The sequence below is a fragment of the Ruminococcus sp. AF17-12 genome (genome assembly GCF_003479245.1).
Taxonomy (GTDB): domain Bacteria; phylum Bacillota; class Clostridia; order Lachnospirales; family Lachnospiraceae; genus Blautia_A; species Blautia_A fusiformis.
The window spans coordinates 36,317-57,256 of record NZ_QUGY01000013.1 but is presented as its reverse complement, the minus strand read 5'-3'; the positions used below and the strand labels follow the sequence as shown (position 1 = coordinate 57,256).

Annotated in this window: 18 protein-coding genes; 5 read left to right on the top strand and 13 right to left on the bottom strand. The window is 45.9% G+C overall.

Going from position 1 to position 20,940, the window contains the following annotated elements:
* Positions 1-66: 66 nt before the first annotated feature.
* Positions 67-516: a transcriptional regulator NrdR gene (gene nrdR, locus DWW77_RS13740; protein WP_021976805.1), complete on the bottom strand. Its 450-nt coding sequence runs from the start codon at positions 514-516 to the stop codon at positions 67-69.
* A gap of 138 nt (positions 517-654) precedes the next feature.
* On the opposite strand from nrdR, the gene DWW77_RS13735 reads away from it, so the two are divergent.
* The gene (locus tag DWW77_RS13735; RefSeq protein WP_015524424.1) at positions 655-909 is read left to right on the top strand and encodes a YlmC/YmxH family sporulation protein; all 255 of its coding nucleotides are present in this window, start codon (positions 655-657) and stop codon (positions 907-909) included.
* 113 nt (positions 910-1,022) lie between these two features.
* Entirely contained in the window at positions 1,023-1,802 is a 780-nt protein-coding gene (gene sigG, locus DWW77_RS13730; RefSeq protein WP_015524423.1) for an RNA polymerase sporulation sigma factor SigG, read from the top strand.
* 64 nt (positions 1,803-1,866) lie between these two features.
* Here sigG and pap read toward each other — a convergent pair whose 3' ends face one another.
* On the bottom strand, positions 1,867-3,339 hold the full coding sequence (pap, locus tag DWW77_RS13725) for a polyphosphate:AMP phosphotransferase (protein ID WP_044960998.1): 1,473 nt from the start codon (positions 3,337-3,339) through the stop codon (positions 1,867-1,869).
* Between the two features lie 318 nt (positions 3,340-3,657).
* On the opposite strand from pap, the gene DWW77_RS13720 reads away from it, so the two are divergent.
* The gene (locus DWW77_RS13720; protein ID WP_021650710.1) at positions 3,658-4,035 is read left to right on the top strand and encodes a hypothetical protein; all 378 of its coding nucleotides are present in this window, start codon (positions 3,658-3,660) and stop codon (positions 4,033-4,035) included.
* Positions 4,036-4,163: 128 nt separating this feature from the next.
* Here DWW77_RS13720 and DWW77_RS13715 read toward each other — a convergent pair whose 3' ends face one another.
* The 3 genes from DWW77_RS13715 to DWW77_RS13705 all read right to left on the bottom strand — a co-directional run bounded on the left by DWW77_RS13715 (position 4,164) and on the right by DWW77_RS13705 (position 6,898).
* Positions 4,164-5,345, bottom strand: a complete 1,182-nt coding sequence (locus tag DWW77_RS13715; RefSeq protein ID WP_021650711.1) for a PP-loop family protein — start codon at positions 5,343-5,345, stop codon at positions 4,164-4,166.
* Positions 5,346-5,364: 19 nt separating this feature from the next.
* Entirely contained in the window at positions 5,365-6,108 is a 744-nt protein-coding gene (locus DWW77_RS13710; RefSeq protein WP_114001748.1) for an ATP-binding protein, read from the bottom strand.
* Between the two features lie 100 nt (positions 6,109-6,208).
* A complete protein-coding gene (locus DWW77_RS13705) occupies positions 6,209-6,898 on the bottom strand; it encodes a Crp/Fnr family transcriptional regulator (protein ID WP_021650714.1) in 690 nt (229 codons plus the stop codon).
* A gap of 154 nt (positions 6,899-7,052) precedes the next feature.
* On the opposite strand from DWW77_RS13705, the gene DWW77_RS13700 reads away from it, so the two are divergent.
* Complete coding sequence (locus tag DWW77_RS13700; protein ID WP_044960986.1) at positions 7,053-9,185, top strand: glycogen debranching protein; 2,133 nt, start codon at positions 7,053-7,055, stop codon at positions 9,183-9,185.
* 59 nt (positions 9,186-9,244) lie between these two features.
* Positions 9,245-10,069 (top strand): ethanolamine utilization protein EutJ, encoded by an 825-nt coding sequence (eutJ, locus tag DWW77_RS13695; protein ID WP_015524418.1) that lies wholly within the window; start codon positions 9,245-9,247, stop codon positions 10,067-10,069.
* Here the strand turns inward: eutJ and rlmD are convergent.
* The 8 genes from rlmD to DWW77_RS13655 form a co-directional block, all read right to left on the bottom strand.
* Positions 10,066-11,238 carry a 23S rRNA (uracil(1939)-C(5))-methyltransferase RlmD gene (gene rlmD, locus DWW77_RS13690; protein ID WP_118608907.1) on the bottom strand — a complete coding sequence of 391 codons (1,173 nt, stop codon included), beginning with the start codon at positions 11,236-11,238 and terminating at the stop codon, positions 10,066-10,068. The two genes, eutJ and rlmD, sit on opposite strands and share 4 nt — an antisense overlap.
* Positions 11,239-11,340: 102 nt before the next feature.
* Entirely contained in the window at positions 11,341-12,186 is an 846-nt protein-coding gene (locus DWW77_RS13685) for a class II fructose-bisphosphate aldolase (RefSeq protein ID WP_118608906.1), read from the bottom strand.
* Between the two features lie 160 nt (positions 12,187-12,346).
* Positions 12,347-13,246: a myo-inosose-2 dehydratase gene (gene iolE, locus DWW77_RS13680; RefSeq protein WP_015524415.1), complete on the bottom strand. Its 900-nt coding sequence runs from the start codon at positions 13,244-13,246 to the stop codon at positions 12,347-12,349.
* A 25-nt stretch (positions 13,247-13,271) separates the two neighbouring features.
* The gene (iolG, locus tag DWW77_RS13675; protein ID WP_015524414.1) at positions 13,272-14,285 is read right to left on the bottom strand and encodes an inositol 2-dehydrogenase; all 1,014 of its coding nucleotides are present in this window, start codon (positions 14,283-14,285) and stop codon (positions 13,272-13,274) included.
* Between the two features lie 675 nt (positions 14,286-14,960).
* Positions 14,961-16,004, bottom strand: coding sequence for a LacI family DNA-binding transcriptional regulator (locus DWW77_RS13670; protein WP_118608905.1), 1,044 nt, complete (start codon positions 16,002-16,004; stop codon positions 14,961-14,963).
* A 15-nt stretch (positions 16,005-16,019) separates the two neighbouring features.
* Entirely contained in the window at positions 16,020-17,606 is a 1,587-nt protein-coding gene (locus DWW77_RS13665) for a response regulator transcription factor (RefSeq protein ID WP_118608904.1), read from the bottom strand.
* The gene (locus DWW77_RS13660) at positions 17,606-19,345 is read right to left on the bottom strand and encodes a cache domain-containing sensor histidine kinase (RefSeq protein WP_118608903.1); all 1,740 of its coding nucleotides are present in this window, start codon (positions 19,343-19,345) and stop codon (positions 17,606-17,608) included. Before DWW77_RS13660 ends, DWW77_RS13665 begins: the two co-directional genes overlap by 1 nt.
* 134 nt (positions 19,346-19,479) lie before the next feature.
* Positions 19,480-20,847, bottom strand: a complete 1,368-nt coding sequence (locus DWW77_RS13655) for an MFS transporter (protein WP_015524410.1) — start codon at positions 20,845-20,847, stop codon at positions 19,480-19,482.
* Positions 20,848-20,940: the final 93 nt, after the last annotated feature.

The following is a 20,940-nucleotide window of genomic DNA, read 5'->3' as shown; positions in this document are numbered from 1 at the left end:
AAGGCCGGTTGTCTTTTGACAATCGGCCTGAAATCTCCTGCATTTGCAGTCTATTCATTTAATCTCTTAATTGATCAGCTTCTTCAGCTCATCCATAAAGGTACTGACATCTTTAAACTCTCTGTATACAGACGCAAATCGTACATACGCCACCGCATCCAGATCCTTCAGATGCTCCATAACGATCTCTCCGATCTTGGTACTGCTGATCTCACGGTCTTCTGACCGGAAAATATCTCCTTCTATGGAATCGATCATCTCTTCCACTCTCTCAATGGGAATGGGGCGCTTATAGCAAGCACGAAGAACACCATCCTGGATCTTGGAACGTTTATAGCTTTCCCGGTTCTGATCCTTCTTGATCACAGTCAGCGGAATCGTTTCCACCTTCTCATAAGTTGTAAAACGCTTTCCGCAGGCATCACAGAGACGGCGGCGGCGGATGGAATTGGTATCCTCTACAGGTCTGGAATCTACAACTCTTGTATTATCCTGGTTACAGAACGGACATCTCACAGAACTCTCCCCCTTTCCGGATCAGTAAATCATTACTAAATTTGTTTTTATTATAAAATAAATGCACATAATGTGTCAATAATCGGACTTGCATAAATTTTACAGATTTTCCATAAAATCATACCAGGTGATGAATTTATGCGCATCTGTGAGCTGAAACAAAAAGAAGTGATCAATATCCATACCTGCCGCAGTCTTGGCTGCCCTCTTGATGTGGAATTCTGCTGTGAAACCGCACGTCTGAAAGCCCTGATCATGCCGGAACCGGGAAAATTTTGCTGGTGTTTTTCCAAAGAAAATGAATATTCCATTCCATGGGACTGCATCCGCCAGATCGGCGAAGATATCATCCTTGTTGATTTCCGTAATGAAAAACTGCTGTCCGGAGAATAAATACCTCCTTATTGTCAAGGCCCTTTATTTTTTATATTTTCCCTGAAAAAGTATATTTCAACCGCCCTCTGAGAATCATCTTAATGTACTGACAAGACAAGGAGGATTCTAAGATGGCACTGAATAAAGTTGAAATCTGCGGAGTAAATACCTCAACCCTTCCCGTTCTCGATCAGGAAGAAAAGGCGGAGCTCTTTAAAAGAATCAAAGCTGGCGATGAAGAAGCCAGGGAATTGTACATCAAAGGCAATCTGCGGCTTGTTTTAAGCGTGATCCGGCGTTTTCAGAACAGCAGTGAAAATCCGGATGACCTTTTTCAGATCGGCTGCATCGGCCTGATCAAAGCGATCGATAATTTCGACACCACTCTTCAGGTAAAATTTTCCACCTATGCAGTTCCCATGATCATCGGAGAGATCCGAAGATATCTCCGTGATAACAACAGCATACGGGTCAGCCGTTCTCTGCGGGATATCGCTTACAAAACCATCTATACCCGGGAAAACTATATGCGGCAGCATCTCAAAGAGCCTACCATTGCAGAAATCGCTGATGAGATCGGTATCGACAAGGAAATGATCGTCTATGCCATGGATGCGATCCAGAGCCCGGTAAGCCTTTTTGAGCCCGTGTATTCCGAAGGCGGAGATACCCTATATGTTATGGATCAGATCAGTGATAAAAAGAACCTGGAAGAAAACTGGGTGGAGGATATTTCTCTTCGAGATGCCATGAACCGGCTTGGAGAGCGTGAACGTCACATTATCGATCTCCGCTTCTACGAGGGAAAAACCCAAATGGAGGTAGCTGATGAGATTGGTATCTCCCAGGCTCAGGTCAGCCGACTGGAAAAACATGCTCTTCGCAGTATGCGAAACTATCTCCGGAATTGATTCATCTCTCTTCAGACAAAAAGCTGCAGCAGAATATCTGTTATCCTGCCGCAGCTTTTATCTCTTATTTCAGCGCTTTCTCAATTTCTTCGATCACGATCCGAAGCGCCTTCAGCCTTGCATATTTCTTATCTACGGATTCCAGAATGTGCCATGGTGCATAAGCAGTGCTGGTTTTCTGAAGCATCTCATCTACTGCTGTTTCATACTGATCCCATTTTTCACGGTTTCTCCAGTCCTCATCCGTGATCTTCCACTGTTTTTCCGGATTGCTCTGGCGGTCGTTGAACCTGGCAAGCTGGGTGTCCTTATCAATGTGGACCCAGAATTTCACGATCACAGCGCCCCAGTCAGAAAGCTCCTTCTCAAATTCATTGATCTCATTGTAGGCACGTCTCCAGTCATTCTCGCTGCAGAAGCCCTCCAGACGTTCTACCATCACTCTTCCGTACCACGTCCGGTCAAAGATGGCAATGTGACCATCCTTGGGAAGCCTTGTCCAGAAACGCCACAGATAATGACGGGCTTTTTCATGAGGCTCCGGACTTGCGATAGGATGTACCTCAAATCCACGGGGATCAAGAGCCTCCGTGATCCTCTTGATATTTCCTCCCTTTCCGGCAGCATCCCAGCCTTCATAGGTGATGATCACAGGCACTCTTTTTCGGTAAAGACGGTTATGCAGGCTTCCAAGCTTTGCCTGCAGTTCCTTAAGCTCAGCCTTGTACTCTTCATCCCCCACTTCTTTTCCATCCAGAGGAATCTCGCTTAATCTGGGCATCTCCATCAGAGGAAAAACATTCTGCAGGATCGGCACTGCATGTTTGCTGTTTTCCATGGCAACCTCTATATTGCTAATCATGGTTTCCAGTACCTGCAGTTCTGCCCACTTCCGGTCACCGGCATCGACAATATACCATGGAGCCGCAGATGTATTGGTATCCTGCATATACTGGTCGAAAATCTTTCTGCACTTCTTATAATGATCATTCTGCCAGAGATCATATTCATTGACTCTCCATCTGGTATCCTTGCTTTCCAGAAGGATGCCCATACGTTTTTCCTGTTCTTTCCGATCGATCTGCATAAAAAATTTCAGGAGTACATATCCATTATCCGTCAGCTGACGTTCAAATCTCCGGATACTGTCAATCCGTTTTGAATAATTGTCACCCTTCAGCTTTTTATCCATACGTTCACGACAGGTCTGATCCATCCATCCTGAATCCAGGAATGTAAACTTGCCCGCTTCCGGGATTTCCCTGAAATATCGGTAAAGAAATGGTTTCCGAAGTTCTTCCTCTGTAGGTGCTGACATAGTCGCAACTTTGAAGAAACGAGGATCGATATTCTTGATCACTTTACTTATAGTACTTCCTTTTCCGGAAGCTCCCCAGCCTTCAAACAGCACGATCACCGGAATCTTATGCTCTTTCAGAGCCATCTGCAATTCATATAATCTGGTTCTTGCAGCACTTAAACGCACTTTGATATCCTCTTTTTCCGGAATCTGTTCCGGGTTCCAGTTTTTCAACATCTGCATCGTCCTTCCTCGAATTTTTTGAATATTCTTATTATACCACAGGAGTCCCTGTTTTACGACGAATTTTACATAGATTTAACGCATCATTCCGAAAAAATATCCATATTGCACAATTGTAACTCTTGTTAAACAGCTAAAAATATTTTTTAACCTATTGACATTTTGATCTTCTCTTCATACAATATAGGCGCTGTTCGTTATTTTTTTAACTCGTAGTCAAACGGATATTCGCAACCCCGCAGGGGACTTCCTTGATTCGGTTAAAACAGCACAAAAAAGCTGCCCCAAGCAGCAAATCTCAAGGAGCCGATCATGAAACTTACAGAAGAACTTCTGAAAGAAATGGAAAAGAAAAAAGAACTCTACGGTGACGGCATCATCATGCCGGATGGGGATTACCGCCTAATCCAGGACGGACATTTGAAGACCCTTATGGCCCTTTTACCATATACGGAAAACGAAATCTGGAAAATGATCCCGGAAGATGATTCCGCTCTTTTCTGGCTGGTAGAAAAAACAGGCTGCGTGCTGACAGATGTCAATTCCGCCATTGGAATGAAAATGACCCCCGCACAGCAGAAAACTTACGAAGCACTTTCCAGCCGTGGGATCGTCTCTGATGAATACTATGACCTTACCAGGCAGCGAGAAAAAGCCCGCGCCCAGCATGCTGCAAAGCAGAACATATAGATCACGTAAATGTTCACAATACACATTTACCCCATAATTTCATATACCCAAAAGCAAAAACTGCCATCGGAACCGCAAGCCTCAAACAGGCCCATAACTCCGGTGGCAGCTTTTATTATTTATATCTCTCAGTCGTCATACCCTTCCAGGAAGGAATGTTTCACACCATCTTTCTTATAGGCAATGACTGTATGAAGATTCACATTTTCCACACTTCGGAAAATATTGCTTTCAATATGAGGATTTACCTTCTTAAGCTCTGCAATAAGATTCTTGATCTCCATTCGTTTGGAAACACTGGTTCCATCTGTACGACAGGTAGTACAGGTATCGGTAAACTTGCAGGCACACTGGATAAAATGCAGGTCATTGTAATCTCTCCAGTGCTTGATATCTGCCTCCCGGATCAGATACATAGGGCGGATCAGCTGCATCCCTTCGAAGTTTGTGCTGTGGAGTTTCGGCATCATGGTCTGTACCTGTGCTCCATAAAGCATTCCCATCAGGATGGTCTCAATCACATCATCATAGTGATGTCCAAGGGCGATCTTGTTGCATCCAAGTTCTTTTGCCTTGCTGTAAAGATATCCTCTCCGCATACGGGCGCAGAGATAACACGGAGATTTTTCCACATTGTAAACTGCATCAAAAATCTCAGTCTCAAATACTGTGATCGGGATTCCGAGAAGCTTGGCGTTGTGTTCGATCACCGCACGGTTGGCCTCATTATATCCCGGATCCATCACAAGAAATACCAATTCAAAAGGAAACTTGTTATGACGTTTCAACTCCTGGAACAGTTTGGCCATCAGCATGGAATCCTTACCACCGGAAATACAGACCGCGATCTTGTCTCCCGGCTTCACCAGTTCATAGTCGTTGATTCCTCTGGCGAATCTGGAAAACAGCTGCTTGTGGAACTTCTTGCGGATACTCAGCTCGATATCTTTCCGGCGCTGTTCCATTGCTTCATTTTCCTCTTCTTCACTGTCCCCTTTATTGGACTCTTTCCGCATCTGCTGGAAAAGCCAGCCTGTATATCCACCCTTCAGGCTCAGTGCGGGAATTCCTTTTTCCCGGAGCATCCCTGCCCCTTCCTGGCTGAAAAGTCCTCTGGTACAGTAAAGAACCGGAATCTTATCCCCTTTCAGTTCTTCTGCCCGTTCTTCCAGTTCCTGCTCCGGAACAGAAATCGCTCCCGGGATCATTCCATATTCCACAGTTACTTTATCACGGGTATCTACCAGAAGATATTTTTCCCGTTCCTTCTCTATTTCATCAAAAGAAATCTCCAGTGTTTCTTCACTCATGCTGTTTTTATTCCTTTCCTTACAGCTCCTCCCTGATCGTGCCGTCACAGGCAATGGTCACTACCTGCCATGGGATCATCTTTCCGCTTCGCTCCATGGCACGGATCACTGCATTCTCGATGCCTCCGCAGCAGGGAACTTCCATGCGGACGATACGGATACTCCGGATGGAATTATTTCCTATGATCTCTGCAAGCTTATCTGCATAATCTCCCTCATCCAGTTTGGGGCATCCGATCAGCGTCACATGATCTTTCATGAATTTCTCATGAAAACCTGCATAAGCGTAGGCAGTACAGTCTGCCGCGATCAGAAGCTGTGCATTTTCAAAATATGGTGCATTGACAGGAACCAGTTTGATCTGTACGGGCCACTGGGCAAGGCGGCTTGTCTGTTCCCCTGCATTTTGGGGAACTTTTTTCTGCTCTGCCTGCACCGGCGGTTCCTGCTTTTTATTAAGGCTTCTTGCCATACTTCCGGGGCACACGTGTGGCTTCCCTGCTGGCATCGAGGCCTCTGTTTTCTTAAGCTTCATTCTTTTTTCCACTGCCTCCGCGTCATAATCTGCGGCTTCCCGCTCTATAATACGGATCGCATCGGCAGGGCAGGCCGGAAGACAGTCTCCCAGTCCGTCACAGTAATCATCCCGGATCAGTTTTGCCTTGCCGTCTATCATGGCAATAGCTCCTTCGTGGCAGGCAGCTGCACAGGCACCACAGCCGTTGCATTTCTCTTCCTCAATGTGTACGATCTTTCTTATCATGATATCATCTCTCCCTGATTTTTATATTTCTGCAAATGTTTTTTTGTTTTCACTGACATCATACAAAAATCCCGGAGATTCTTCGGTAACATATGTTACCTTACAGATATAACTCCATTTTTTCCTGATCTTTCACAAGGATCTGACGCCTGTCAAGTTCCAGGATTCCTTCTTCCTGCATCTTTCCCAGTTCTCTGGAAAGAGACGGCCTGGTAATGTTTAAATAATCCGCCATCTCTTCTCTGGAAAGATTCATGTGGATCTGTCCTTCACTGTCCTGGCATTCTACAAGGAAACGGACGATCCGCTCCCGGAGACTGCCACTTCCAAGGATCCGAAGCTTCCGGTTCATATTGTAAGCCTTCCCGGCAAAAACCTCAAGAAGATTTTCCCGAAGTTTCCGGCTTAAACTATTTTCTTCCCTGTCTGTAAAGATCCGGCTGCTCATGATCAGAACGGAAACCTGCGTCAGCGCTTCCACATACATGTCATAGGAAGCTTTCTCCATAAAGGCATAAACCTCCCCGAACAGAGCCCCTGGATCTTCCAGCTGCGCCAGAAGGATCCTTTTTCCGGAAAACGTCTCTTTTGCGATGATCACACTTCCGTTAAGAAGCATATAAACCGAATCCGGCCGGTCTGTTTCCTGAAAGATCCGCTCCCCTCTGGAATAAGTCCGCACCGTTCCTTCCTGCTCCATGAGGTTTAGGAGTTCTTTTTCTTCCAGGTTTCTGCAGAGCCGGCTTTGTCTTAAAATGGCCATCCATTCTTCTCTTCTTTTTTCTTCCACTTTTTCACCTCATCTCTGTACAGGTTTTTATCACATTTCTGCAATCTCTGTCAACTCCCGTGAACTTCATAGGTTCCCAGCCTGTACTTTTTTCTGAAAATCAGTTATAATATTTTTGTTTGTAAAAAAATTTTCACCAAGGAGGATACCGGAAATGAAAACACAGAATCAGACTATGCTCTCTGAGAATACACTGACATCCCGGCCCACAGATATTATTGCGGGATTTCCTGTACGTCCCGGGTTTTTTGAATTAAATGGCGCTACTCCTCTTTCCAACGGAGTCAACTTTACCGCACATACCCGCCACGGTACATCCTGCGAGCTTCTTCTTTTCCACTCCGGAGAAGAGGAACCCTTCGCAGTCCTTCCTTTTCCCAATGCCTGTCGTATCGGTGATGTCTACTCCATGATCGTCATGGGACTGGACATCGAAGATCTGGAGTACGGCTACCGCATTGACGGTCCTTACGAACCGGAAAAGGGTCACATCTTCGATAAGACAAAGGTTCTTCTTGATCCTTATGCCAAAGCCGTTGCCGGTCAGCGTGAATGGGGCCAGCAAAAGATCGGAAGCTATCATGCCCGTGTGGTACGTGATTCCTTTGACTGGGAAGACATGCCGCAGTCCACCCGTAAGATCAGTGACCTGATCATCTATGAGCTTCACGTCCGCGGCTTTACACAGGATTCTTCTTCCGGTGTTATGCACCCGGGAACCTTTGCCGGTCTTCGTGAAAAGATCCCTTATCTCAAGGAACTGGGGATCAACGCCGTAGAGCTGATGCCGATCTTCGAGTTCGACGAGAATATGAATGCCCGTACTGTAAATGGCAAACGGCTTCTGGAATACTGGGGATACAATTCTGTCAACTTCTTTTCTCCAAACACCAGCTATGCTTCCAAGCCGGAGCATAACTGTGAGGGAACTGAGCTGAAAGAGCTGATCCGTGAGCTCCACGAAAATGGCATCGAAGTAATTCTTGATGTTGTATTCAATCATACCGCCGAAGGAAACGAGCTGGGAAAAACCTTCTGCTTTAAGGGCTTTGACAATAAGGTTTATTATATGCTGACTCCAGAGGGAAATTACTACAATTTCAGCGGATGTGGAAATACTCTGAACTGTAACCATCCCATTGTACGTCAGATGATCCTTGAATGCTTACGTTACTGGACCATCAACTACCGTGTGGACGGCTTCCGCTTCGATCTTGCTAGCATTCTCGGACGCCATGAGGACGGTTCTCCACTTAACAATCCGCCCCTTCTGGAGCTCCTTGCTTACGATCCGGTCCTTAGAAATGTCAAACTGATCGCAGAAGCCTGGGATGCCGGCGGGCTGTATCAGGTTGGTTCTTTCCCTGCCAGCCGCAGATGGGCTGAATGGAATGGCCGTTACCGTGACTGCCTCCGTTCCTTCCTGAAGGGAGATTTCTGGAATGCCTGGGACGCTGCATGGAGTATTTCCGGTTCCGGTGATCTGTACGGAGGCTTTTATTCTGATCATAATGACAATTATGCAGGATACAATTCCTGTGTCAATTTCCTTACCTGCCACGATGGCTTCACCATGTATGATCTTTATTCCTACAATGAAAAACACAACGAAGCAAACGGCTGGAATAACACCGACGGTTCCAACGATAACCGCAGCTGGAACTGTGGAGAAGAGGGCGATTCCACCAACCCTGAAGTGCTCTCCCTCCGCTTCCGCATGATACGGAATGCCTGTGCTGTACTGATGTCCAGCCGCGGAACCCCGATGTTCCTTGCAGGTGATGAATTCGGAAACACAAAACACGGAAATAACAATACCTACTGTCAGGATAACGAAACCTCATGGATCAACTGGAAGCTTCTGGAGAAAAATCACGATCTTTTTGAATTTTTCAAATTTATGATCCGGTTCCGTAAAGACCACCCTATTATCTCCCGGAAGCTTCCCAACGCAGTATGCGGTATGGAAAATATCCACACTCATAACATTGACGCAAGGGATGTGACCATTCCAAGAGATGCCCACACCTTCGCTGTAAGCTTTGCAGGCTATGATAAGAGCAAAGGCACTGATGACCTGATCTACATTGTGATCAACGCATACTGGGAGGACGTAACGGTCACACTTCCGGAGCTTGCCCGTCCCGGTGCATGGTATCTCTGTGTCAACACGTTCGGTGACGGAAATGGCCGTTATTTCTACGAAAAAGGCCAGGAGCCACGCATTGAACACGATTTCTGCATGCGGCCCAGATCCGTTGCCATCTTTACCGGCCGCAATTATTAGAATTTATATCAGGGGCAAAATTCTTTTTGTCCCTGTCTGAAAGAAATGGAGTATTTTGAATGGAATTAAAAAACAGAACTTTGTCCAATTTTGCAGAACTTGTAGAAACAGGTGAATGTAAAAAATTCCGCGGTCGTCTGAAGACAGGCATCGACCTTGGTACTGCCAATACCGTTCTTGCCGTTGTCGACCGGAATAACCGTCCCATAGCCGGAATTTCCGCACCATCCCATGCGATCCAGGATGGAGTGATCGTCAATTACTATGAATCTGTCCAGCTTGTGACAAAGCTTAAAAATGAGCTGGAGGAAAGGCTTGGCACAGAACTTACTTACGGTGCTGCTGCCATCCCTCCGGGAGTTTCTGAGGGCAGTGTCAAAAGCATCGGCTATGTTCTGGAGGGTGCCGGTTTCGAGGTTACAAATATCGTGGACGAGCCTACTGCCGCAGCTGCTGTCCTTAAGATCACAGACGGTGCTGTTGTGGATGTGGGTGGCGGCACAACCGGTATCAGCATCCTGAAAGACGGAAAAGTTATCTACACCGATGATGAAGCTACCGGCGGCAGCCATATGACCATGACAGTCGCCGGTCACTATAAGATCCCTTATGAGGAAGCCGAAGTATTGAAAACCACTCCGGAAAAAGAAGATGAAATCTTCCCTGTGATCAAGGCCACTGTAGAAAAAATGGCTGTGATCACCGAGAAATTTCTAAAGGGCTATCAGGTTCCGGCTGTTTATGTAGTTGGCGGTTCTTCCATGTTTAAGGAATTTACTACCGTTTTTGAAAAGAGGCTGAAGCTTCCGGTATACCGTCCGGTCCATCCGCTTCTTGTTACGCCCCTTGGCATCGCATATCACTGTGAGCTGCCAAAAATCTAAGCTCTTCCCGGTCTGGTCCTACGATTCTCCAGAAGGCAAACAACCTCCACTGAATCGGTGAGCGGGAACATATCAACCGGCTGCATCTTCTTTACCAGGTAATCTCTCTTAGTAAGGCAGGCAAGATCTCTTGCCAGGCTTTCCGGGTTGCAGGATACATAAACAATTTTTTCCGGTGAAAGAGTCAAAAGGGAGTGAAGGAATTTACGGTCACTTCCGGAACGTGGCGGATCCATGAGAACAACCTCCACCTTCTCTCCCTCTGCTGCTATTCCTTCCATAAACCATCCTGCATCTCCCGGAACAAAACGAACATTACGGATCTTGTTTTCCCTGGCATTCATTCTGGCATCACGGATAGCATCACGGTTCAGTTCTACACCAATGACATCCCTGGCATTCCCGGAAGCGATGATCCCGATAGTACCTGTGCCGCAGTAAGCATCGATCACCCTCTCTTTTCCTGTCATTGCCGCAAACTCCATAGCCTTTCCGTAAAGTACTTCTGTCTGCACAGGATTTACCTGATAAAAAGAAGATGGAGAAATACGGAAGGTCAGTCCCATAAGTCGATCTTTGATGAATCCCGGTCCGTAAAGTACGATATTGCGGTCTCCAAGTACCATGCTTGTCTGTCTGTCATTGACATTGAGAACCACCGTAGTGATCTCCGGATGCTCTTTACGGAGAGCTTTTACAAAGTTATTCTTAGATGGAAATATTGGAGAAACCGTAACTAATACCACCATGATCTCTCCTGTGGAAAAGCCTCTCCGCACAAGCACATGGCGGAGAAGTCCATATCCTGTATCCTCATCATAGGTCTTGATCTTAAAGGATTTCAGCATACCACGTATGGTACGGATGATTTCCTGACTTTTTTTATCTTCGATCATACAGTCATCTACGGAAACGATCCTATGACTCTTCTCCTCATAAATCCCGGAAATTACGTTTCCCTTCCGGTCACGGCCAAAAGCTGCATGAACTTTGTTTCTGTAATAATAGGGGTCTTCCATTCCAATGATCGGCTCTACTTTTCCGAATTTTTTCAGAAGGCCTTCTGTAATTCTCTGTTTCCTGCGAAGCTGCTCCTGGTAGGATACACCCTGATAACGGCAACCGCCGCATTTCTTCGCAACTGAACAGACAGTCTCTTTCTGTTCCATTTTTATCTCTCCTCTTTTATGGGCACAAAAAAGATGTTCCCAGTTATTTTCACTGAGAACATCTTATCAGACCTTTTCTTTTTTTACAAGAAAATCCTTGGCCTACTCCTGATATGGCTCATTAAATACAAGAATATGTTTCTTCACATTCTCGTAAGTACCCTGGACCATAGCCTCATTGAGGTCAAAGAAATTATGCTTATCTGTTGATTCCATATATTTCTCCACATGAGCTGTCAGGCTGTTAAAGCTTGCTGTGGCAATATTCACCTTACGGATGCCAAGAGAGATTGCCTTCTGGAAATCTTTATCAGTGATGCCACTGCCGCCATGAAGAACCAGCGGAATATCCACTCTCTCATGGATCTTCTCCAATACATCAAAAGCAAGCGTCGGCGCTACCGGATAATTACCATGGGCATTACCGATGGCAACTGCAAGCGCATCAATACCTGTCTCTCTTGCGTAAACGACCGCATCATCCGGATCTGTGCAGCGGATACCGTGGTCACAGCTTCCATCCTCACTTCCGCCCACAAGTCCCAGCTCAGCCTCAACTGTAGCGCCGTATTTACGTGCTTTCTCCACAACGGCCTTTACTCTGGCGATGTTTTCCTCAAAAGGAAGCGTAGAAGCATCCAGCATAACCGATGTAAAGCCAAGCTCCAGAGCCTTGTCAACCGTCCCAAAAGTAAGACCATGATCCAGATGGACAGCCACATCCACCTTAGCCTCCTTTGCAGCCTGTACCATCATCGGTCCCATCAGGTGAAGCGGAGAATTTTTCAAACGCACCTCCGCGATCTGAAGGATGATCGGAGTATCCAGTTCTTCTGCTGCACGGATCGCACCTCTTACCATTTCCATATTACCAACACTGAAAGCACCGCAGCCAATATTTTTCTCTTCGGCACGTCTCAGCAGATCTTTCATTTTCACAAGTGCCATGATTCGGCCCTCCTGTCCTGTTTATCGTACACTGTTTGCATCTTCTTACAGAAAAAAGCGGTGTCAAAGCACTACTGGCTGATACCGCTTTTTCTATGCAAAGCGGACATCTTTATTCCGCTTAACTGTACATCAGCATGCACCTATTTCCCTGTCGTAATTATAAGCCTGTCTTCTCAGCAATGAATTTTCTTGCACGGATTGCATACTCAAGCGGATTAGCCTTAGCCGGATCCTGCTCAGCCTCAACAACCATATATCCCTCGTAGCCTGCATCCTCGAGAACCTTGAAGATTGGATCATAGTTGATGCATCCATCTCCCGGAATCGTGAAGGCACCGGCTCTTACGCCTGCAAGGAAGCTCATGTTTTCTTTCTTAACCTGCTCAACAACTTCCGGACGGATATCCTTCAGATGAACATGTTTGATCCTGTGAACATATTTCTTTACAACCTCAAGAGGATCCTCTCCACAGTATGTAAAGTGACCGGTATCAAAAAGAAGACTTACATATTCAGGATCTGTATTCTCCATCATACGGTCAACCTCAGCAAGGCTCTGTACAACAGTACCCATATGATGATGGAAAGTAAGAGCAATACCATACTCCTCTTTTGCGATCTTACCAAGCTTGTTCATACCTGTGCAGAAGGTATCCCACTCTTCGTCATTCATCTCATATTTATGTCCGAAAATCGGAGTATCCATCTGGCCCTGAACACTGTGGCTCTGCTCAGATGCGCCGATCACTTTCGCACCCATAGCTTTCAGGAAAGCAAGCTGTGCACGGAACTCCTTCTCAACCTCCTCAAACGGTTTGGTGATCAGGAAGCTTGAGAACCACTGGTTACAGATCTCAACACCACGAAGCTCAAGAGCCTTCTTAAGAACCTCAGGATCCTTCGGATACTTGTTACCCACCTCGGAGCCTGTGAAACCGGCAAGAGCCATCTCACTGACGCACTGCTCAAAAGTATTCTCTTTGCCAAGATCCGGCATATCATCATTTGTCCATGCAATTGGTGCAATACCAAGCTTTACTTTATTCTTATCAAACATTGGTCAATTCTCCTTTTTATTTGAATTATTCCATAATCTCAGAAATCTTAACCGGTCTGTGCTCCTCGCTGGATTTCTTAGCTGCAAGACCCATTAATACCGGCTTCAGACCATCATAAACATTAAGAGGTGTCTCTTTGTCATTAACGATCGCATCAATAAATGCTGCAACCTCTTTACCATAAGCGTCCATGTATCTCTCAAGGAAGAAGAACATCGGCTTCTCGCCTGTAACACCCTCAGCATTGCTGATCACTGTGGAAGACTGGCTGTCATTGGAAATAGCAGCCATACCATCAGAACCGAAAACCTCAGCTCTCTGATCATAGCCATAGGAAGCTCTTCTGCAGTTATCGATAACAGCAATAGCACCATTCTCCATCTGAAGAGTGATAACAGCTGTATCAACATCCCCAGCCTCACCAATAGCCGGATCAACCAGATTTGCGCTCTGAACATAAACCTCTGTAGCATCGCAGCCTGCAAGATAACGAACCATATCGAAATCATGAATTGTCATATCCAGGAACATGCCACCGGAAACCTTAACATAATCAATGCTAGGCGGCTCAGGATCGCGGGAAGTGATCTTGATGATCTCCGGTTTACCAACCTTACCAGCTGCAACAGCCTGCTGAAGAGACTCAAAGTTATGGTCGAATCTTCTGTTAAAACCAACCTGATATTTCAGATTTGTGCCCTCAAGAGCATCGATAACCTCTTTGATCTTGGCAATGTCATGATCGATCGGTTTCTCACAGAAAACATGCTTGCCAGCCTTGATAGCCTCTACAGAAATCGGAGAATGAGTATCTGTAGAAGAACAGATCAGAACTGCGGAAATCTCAGGATCATTGATGATTTCCTTATAATCCTTAGTCGTGTGCTCAACACCCATGCTCTTAGCCCATGCAGCAGTCTCATCATTTAAGAAAGGATCTGCAACCGTCTTGATCACCGCATCCGGCACCCTTGTTGTAATACTAGTAATATGAACTCTACCAATTCTACCTGCTCCGATAATACCAACTTTAATCATAGTTTTGATCTCCTTTTGATTTATTTTCCCAATGTAATCTCTTTGCGTGTCCGAACACGCTCTTTATGCTTAATATAATATCATCGCAACACACAAATCGCAACCCCTAATATTGTACAATATTACCATCTTTTTTCTATTAAAAATGACGAGAACTATTTTTAGCCACAATATGTAATATTTTTAGGTCAACTTCACCGAAAATATCTCCAACACATTCCCATACAATCACCCTAATCATCCCACACACCACCCCCTTCAAGCATCCTGCACAGCATCACAGCTTACATCCCTTCAAGCATCCAGCGCAGCGCCGATGCCCAAACTCTCCCTGCAAACAGGCGCAAACTCAGCCCTTGCAGTCGTCCAGCGCAGCGCTGACGACCCACAACCTATCGTCAAACGACATTTTTTCTCGCTGGAAGCACCAGCCGCGGAAGGGGATGCTGTCTGGCTCTGCTTCTGCAGGAGGGGAGCTGATTCTTGGACGGCGGGAATCTGCGTTGTTTTTCAAAAGTCCGCTGTCTGAGCGGCAGCAGGCCGCGAGTTCGGACTTTTGAAAAACGCTTTTAGCAGATTTCCGGCGTCCTAGAAGCCAGCCCCCGACGAAGCCGCAGACCAGACAGCATCCCCTTCCGCGGCGTCCCTCCGCACAAAAAAAGGAGACACCCCACTTCAGTGTCTCCCCTCCGGAATCGTATACTCATTCCTTATATATATTTCCGTAAAAATCTTCGCCCTCTCCGGCGCTTCCCCATTAAACAGCAGCCGGAACAAAATCATCACCGGCTCATACCCCTGTATCCTGGCATCCTGCCCGATCAGGAAATGAATAAATCCTTCCCTCATCAGCTCATAATTCCGCCCCATAAAATCATTGGCAACCATCTTCACCCGACCAGCTTTCCCCGCTCCGGCAATTGCCTCACACACCCCCTCCTCCCCATGAGAAGTAAGATATATCCCGTCAAGATCCGGAACATCCTTAAATATCCCTTCCGTAATTTCCCTGGCCCTGCCATTCTCCTCAAAGCAATACTCCGGCCCAATGATCTCAATCCCAGGATACTTCCGCGCAATTTCCTCACGGAATCCAATCACCCTGCTGCTCAGAGAAGTATTGGTACTATAGCCGGAAATCACAACAACCTTTCCTTTTCCACCGGTCAGCTCCCCCATAAGCCCCGCAGCCGCACGGCCACACTGCACACCGTTCTGCCCTACAAAGCAAAGCCGTTTCGTATCCTCCACATCCGAAGTAAACGTCACCACCGGGATCCGAAATTCCTCCACAAACCGGTCAATTTCCCTTTTCACACGTTCCTCATCCAAAGGAACCATGGCAATACCACTAACCTCTTCCATCCGCATCTTCTCCATGGCGAGAATAACATCCTCCGCATTCTGATGCTCGATCTTATGGACCAGGACTGTACCACCAAGATTATCCACCTCAGCGCACGCCTCCTGGATTCCCTTCAGAACTTCTTTCATAAAAGGTGTTTCCGCGCCCTGCAGGATCACGCCGATCTTAATATTATTTCTGCTCATGGATAGAGCACGGCCCAGTTGATTCGGCTTATACCCCATCTCATCAGCGATGGCACGGATCCTCTCAGCAACCTCCGGACGGATCCTGCCCCTGTTATTTAACGCTCTGTCAACAGTACCTCTGGAAACACCGGCAGCTTCCGCGATCTGCCTTATAGTAACTCCCATACTAAGCACCTCTTTCTATGATAATCCGGATTCTTTTCTGTATTCCGCAGGACTTAAGCCCGTAAACTTCTTAAATATCTTGGAAAAATAATGATAATCTCCAAACCCGGAACGCAACGCCACATCCTTAACTTTACAGTTCGTCTCTGAAAGAAGCTTCTTTGCACAGTCGATCCGAAGCTCCTGCACATAATTGGAAAAACCGATCTTCATCTCCTGTTTGAAAAGATAACTGAGATAAGCAGGATTCACCTCCGCCGCATCTGCTGCATCCTGAAGGCTGATCGGCGCTTCATAATGTTCCCGGATAAACTCCAGTGCTTTTTTCACAGCAGCAGAGATCCCCTCCGGAACAGCATCCTCTTCCCCCACAAAAAGCTGCGAAATACAGGCACTGCCCTTTTCCCTGAATTTCTCAAAGCTTTCGATATCTCCATACCAGATGGGCTCTTTCTCAATTCCGGCTGTCTGATTCAATTTCTTAAGCCACTGTACCAGAAGTCTTCCGTCGGTATAACAATCCTGACAGTCAGCGAGAACCTGTGTCCAAAGCTCCTCCGCTTTCTTTCGGTCTTTCCCTGCCTTCAGCCTGGAAATCTGCCCTTCCAGCTTCTCAGCACTTTCCGGTAAAACACTGTCCGCTTTCTTCCGTCCTTCAAAATAAAGGATCTCTTTTTTCTCATAAAAATGCAGCTTCATCATTTCTCTGGCCTGCTGATAAGCCTGGCGGATCCCATCCTCTCCCATGCAGACACTGCTGACACTGATACCAAAATCACAAAGATCCTCCTGACAGTGCCGGTAGCAGATCGCTACTGCCTCAGTCAGTCTCTGCTGCATAGCCGATGTCCTGCAGTCTCCGGAAAGATCAAGAAAACAGCAAAAAATCCCTGCGCCAAGATAGACCACTTCCGTAAATTCACTTTCTGTCCCAAGAAGCTCCTCCGTACGTTCCAGCAGTCTGTGGCGGAAATGATGGGAATACTGTTCCACTTCCAACGGCGTCCATTGTCTTTCCCTCTCTGCCCAGTTCTCCATAAACATACAGATCACAGCACTGTTAAAATATTTCCCGGCGATTCCGGCTTCCACACGCTTTTCCTCACGTGCCTGATTTTTCAGCATCCCCGAGATCAGTCCGTTAAAAAAATAATACTTCAGAGCGTGACTTCCCAGATGGATCAGCTTTCTCGTCCGTGCCTGTTCCTGACTTTTTTCTCTGCGCTTCTCGATCAGCCGGGCTGATTTTTCCAGAGTATCATAAAGACTATCCTCGTCCAGACTGTTCTTTAATACATATTCATCCGCCCCAAGACGCATGGCCTCTTTTACATATTCAAAATCATCATGACAGCTGAGCACGATAATATAGATATCCCTGTTTTCCTCACGGATCTTTCTGATCAGCTCAATTCCATCCATCACAGGCATGGTAAGATCCGTCACAAGAACATCGATTTTTTCTTTCTGAAGGAATCCATAAGCTTCCTCCCCGTCTTCTGCATCATCCACGATCTCATATCCTGCTTTTTCCCAGGAATCCAGGGTTTTGAGATAGCTCCTTACAAGAAAATCATCATCTGCCACCAGTGTTCTGTACATTAATTTTTTCTCCCTTCTTCAGGCATATCATAGATCGCAGGCAGAAATACCGTGACCTCTGTACCGTTTCCACTGCTTACGTATTCCATTCCTCCCTGTGTCCCGTAATAAAGCTCCAGGCGTTCTTTTACATTTGGAATCCCCACTGCGGAAAGTCCGTTTGTTTTTTTTGCATGACTGTTAAAAAGATCTCGGATCTGCTCTTTTGTCATTCCTCTGCCGTTATCCTTTACTATGAGGATCAGCTTTCCTTCACTTACGTTTCCGCTGATCCAGATTTTTCCTGTTTGCCGTTTGATGTCGATCCCGTGAAGAAGAGCATTCTCCACAAGCGGCTGAAGGATCAGTCTCGGAATATAGCACCGGTATGCTTCCTCAGAGATCTCATATTTCACCTGAAAGCTTCCCTGATAGCGAAAATCCTGCAGATGGATATAATTTTTCAGTATATGGATCTCATCGGCAACAGAAAGGAAGCTTCCCTTTTTGTTGATACTGGCCTGCAGAAGCTCCACGAAATCTCCAATAAGCCCCGCCAGCTCTTTTTCCCCTTTCAGAAATGCCGCAAATTTGATGGAGTTCAATGTATTATACATAAAATGCGGTGTGATCTGATACTGCAGTGCTTCCAGCTCTGCATCTTTTTTCTGCTGTTCCTCTTCAATCACCTGGGCGATCAGAGCTTCGATATAATCCAGCATGTGGTTGAATTCTTTTCCGAGGGTTCCGATCTCATCAGCAGTAGTCACTTCTGTACGGAGGCTCAGATCTCCCTCACCAACCTTCTCAACCGTGCCAGTCATAGATCTGAGCGGTCCGCAGACTACTCTGGAGAGCCACAGTGCCAGCAGCACAGCTGCCACAAAAACTGCACCAAATATTCCGATCAGAAAGAGCCGCATCCGGGAAAGTCCGCTTAAAACTTCTTTTTTCGGTACCTCCAGATATAAGCCGCAGTCTGAAAAGCTACCTCTGCTGAAAAAAGAGATCACACCGTTTTTTTCTGCATAGCCTTCCATTTCGGGAACATTCTGGTCTGTAATCTCTGGAAATGTTTTTCCAATGTCACTGTAGTCTCCGGATGTCACGATTTCATCATTTCTGTCTACCAGAACTATTCTGGTGATCTTTTCATCATTGACAGCTTCCAGATATTCGTAATAAATTGCCCGTTCCCTGATATCTGCGACAACATACCCCAGAATCTCTCCGTTATCATCCTCTACCTTCTGGATCACAGAAAGAAAGCTGCCGCCTTCATGGATCGGAGATTCCACAAGAACCGGAAAGGAATCCAGTTCCTGTATTTTTTCCAATTCCTCGATATGTTCTCCTGAAATCCCCTGCTTGTTTACCGGAAATTCCTCAGAAGTCACAGCCATTTTTTTGTCTGGAAAGACAAAGTAAAGGGAGTTGATATCTTTATATTCCCGACTGTGTTCCCGGAGAAGCCCAGCCATATTTTCCAGGCTGTTTTCATTTCCTGTACAGCTGTATTCCTTCGCATTATTCCGTATATCTGTATCCCAGGCAGTTCTCGTATTCACATAATAAATCTCTTTCAGGGATTCGTCCAGATCTTTTATAGTTTGCTGCATCCGTCCATACAGGATACCTGAATAATTTTCTTCGATCATCCCTGCTGCCCGAAAATAAAATACCCCCGTAAGAGAACAGGCAGTAAACATGGTTACTGTCAGGATCGCCAGTAATATCTTTGCCCGGATACTTTTTAACATAGAACTCCTCCCTTCTGTAAAGCGGATATATGCCTCTCTATGCTATATGCCCATAAACGCAGGAAACAGCAGGAGTATCCTACCCCTGCCTGATTTCCTGTTTGCGGTTGAATATATGTTTTACAATAAAATATTTATAACTGTCCGTGTGCCTCGCGCTCGGTAAGCTCCTGCATGATCGCCGGATACATTTTGTCAAGCTTATATCCGAAAAGCGTTACAATGATCACTGCTGCAATGAGGATCGGTCCAAATTTATAAAGAGAAACGATCATCTCCAATGCTGTTTCCGGCTGTGCAGTTATTCCTGCAGATGAGCTTACATATCCGGAACTGCTTAAAAGACCTGTGATCACTGCGGAGGCAAGACCTGCGCCAACTTTTGTTCCGATGGAACCACCTGCAAAGATCAGACTTTCCTGACGGATATGGTTTTTCCACTGTCCGAACTCTACTACATCACCAACCATACTGAATACAACTGCGTTCAGTGGAGCAAGTCCGATGGCACGTGTGACACAGCTCATAACCATGAAGCCGAAGCTGTATGGATTCAGGAAAAACAGAATCTGGCCGCCAAGTGCAACAAATCCGCCGACAAATGCGATATTTCTTTTTCCGAATTTCTTGATCAACGGTGAGCAGATGAAGATTCCCACTACCAGAACCAGGGTTTCTGTAAGGAACAGTGCGCTGTACATCCATGTATCATTGTTGAAAATATATTTACAGTAGTACGGAAGAATGGTTCCTGTGATCGTAAAGGATACACTCTGTACTGTCCACAGAAGCATTACTGCCCAGAAATACTGATTTGCAAAAAGTGCCTTCAGCATTGTCGGAATCGGAAGCTTCTCATCTTTCTTTCTTGCTTCGATCTGAACCTTTTCCTCACATCTGAAGAAGCAGAGAAGCAGAAGTGCAAGTGCAAGCACTGCCCATACACTCATAACCTTGATCCATGCAGCCTGATCATTTCCAAGAAGCTTTACAAGCGGCAGTGTACAGGTTGCTGCAACGATCTTTCCGATAGGTGACAGTCCCATTCTCAATACACTGAGTTTATCTCTCTCTGATGATTCGCGGATCATCATTGAAGAAAGGCTTCCATATGGAAGATTGATCGCTGTATAGCATATGGTCGTACAGAAGTTATAGGTTACAAAGAGATACAGAAACTGAAGCATCCCTGTTGTACGCGGCACTGTGAAAAGCAGTACTGCTGACAGCGCAAACGGAATGCTCATCCACAGAAGCCAGGGTCTTGATTTTCCCCATTTGGAATTGGTCCTCTCTACAATGACACCCATGACCAGATCGGAAAATCCATCAAAGCATCTGGAAAGTAACATTACCAGTCCTACTGTTGCTGCGCTTATCCCTACATAATCTGTGTAAAACAGCGTCAGCAGTGTTCCGATCATTCCGAACACGATATTACATCCTACATCTCCTCCAGCATAACACAGCCCTGTTGATACCGAAAGTTTTTTCTTCTCCATCTTATTATCCCGCCCTTTCATTTCTTTTCGTTTTTTATTTTCGCTTTCCTTTTGATGATTCTATTTTATCGAAAATACGGGATTATCATAGTA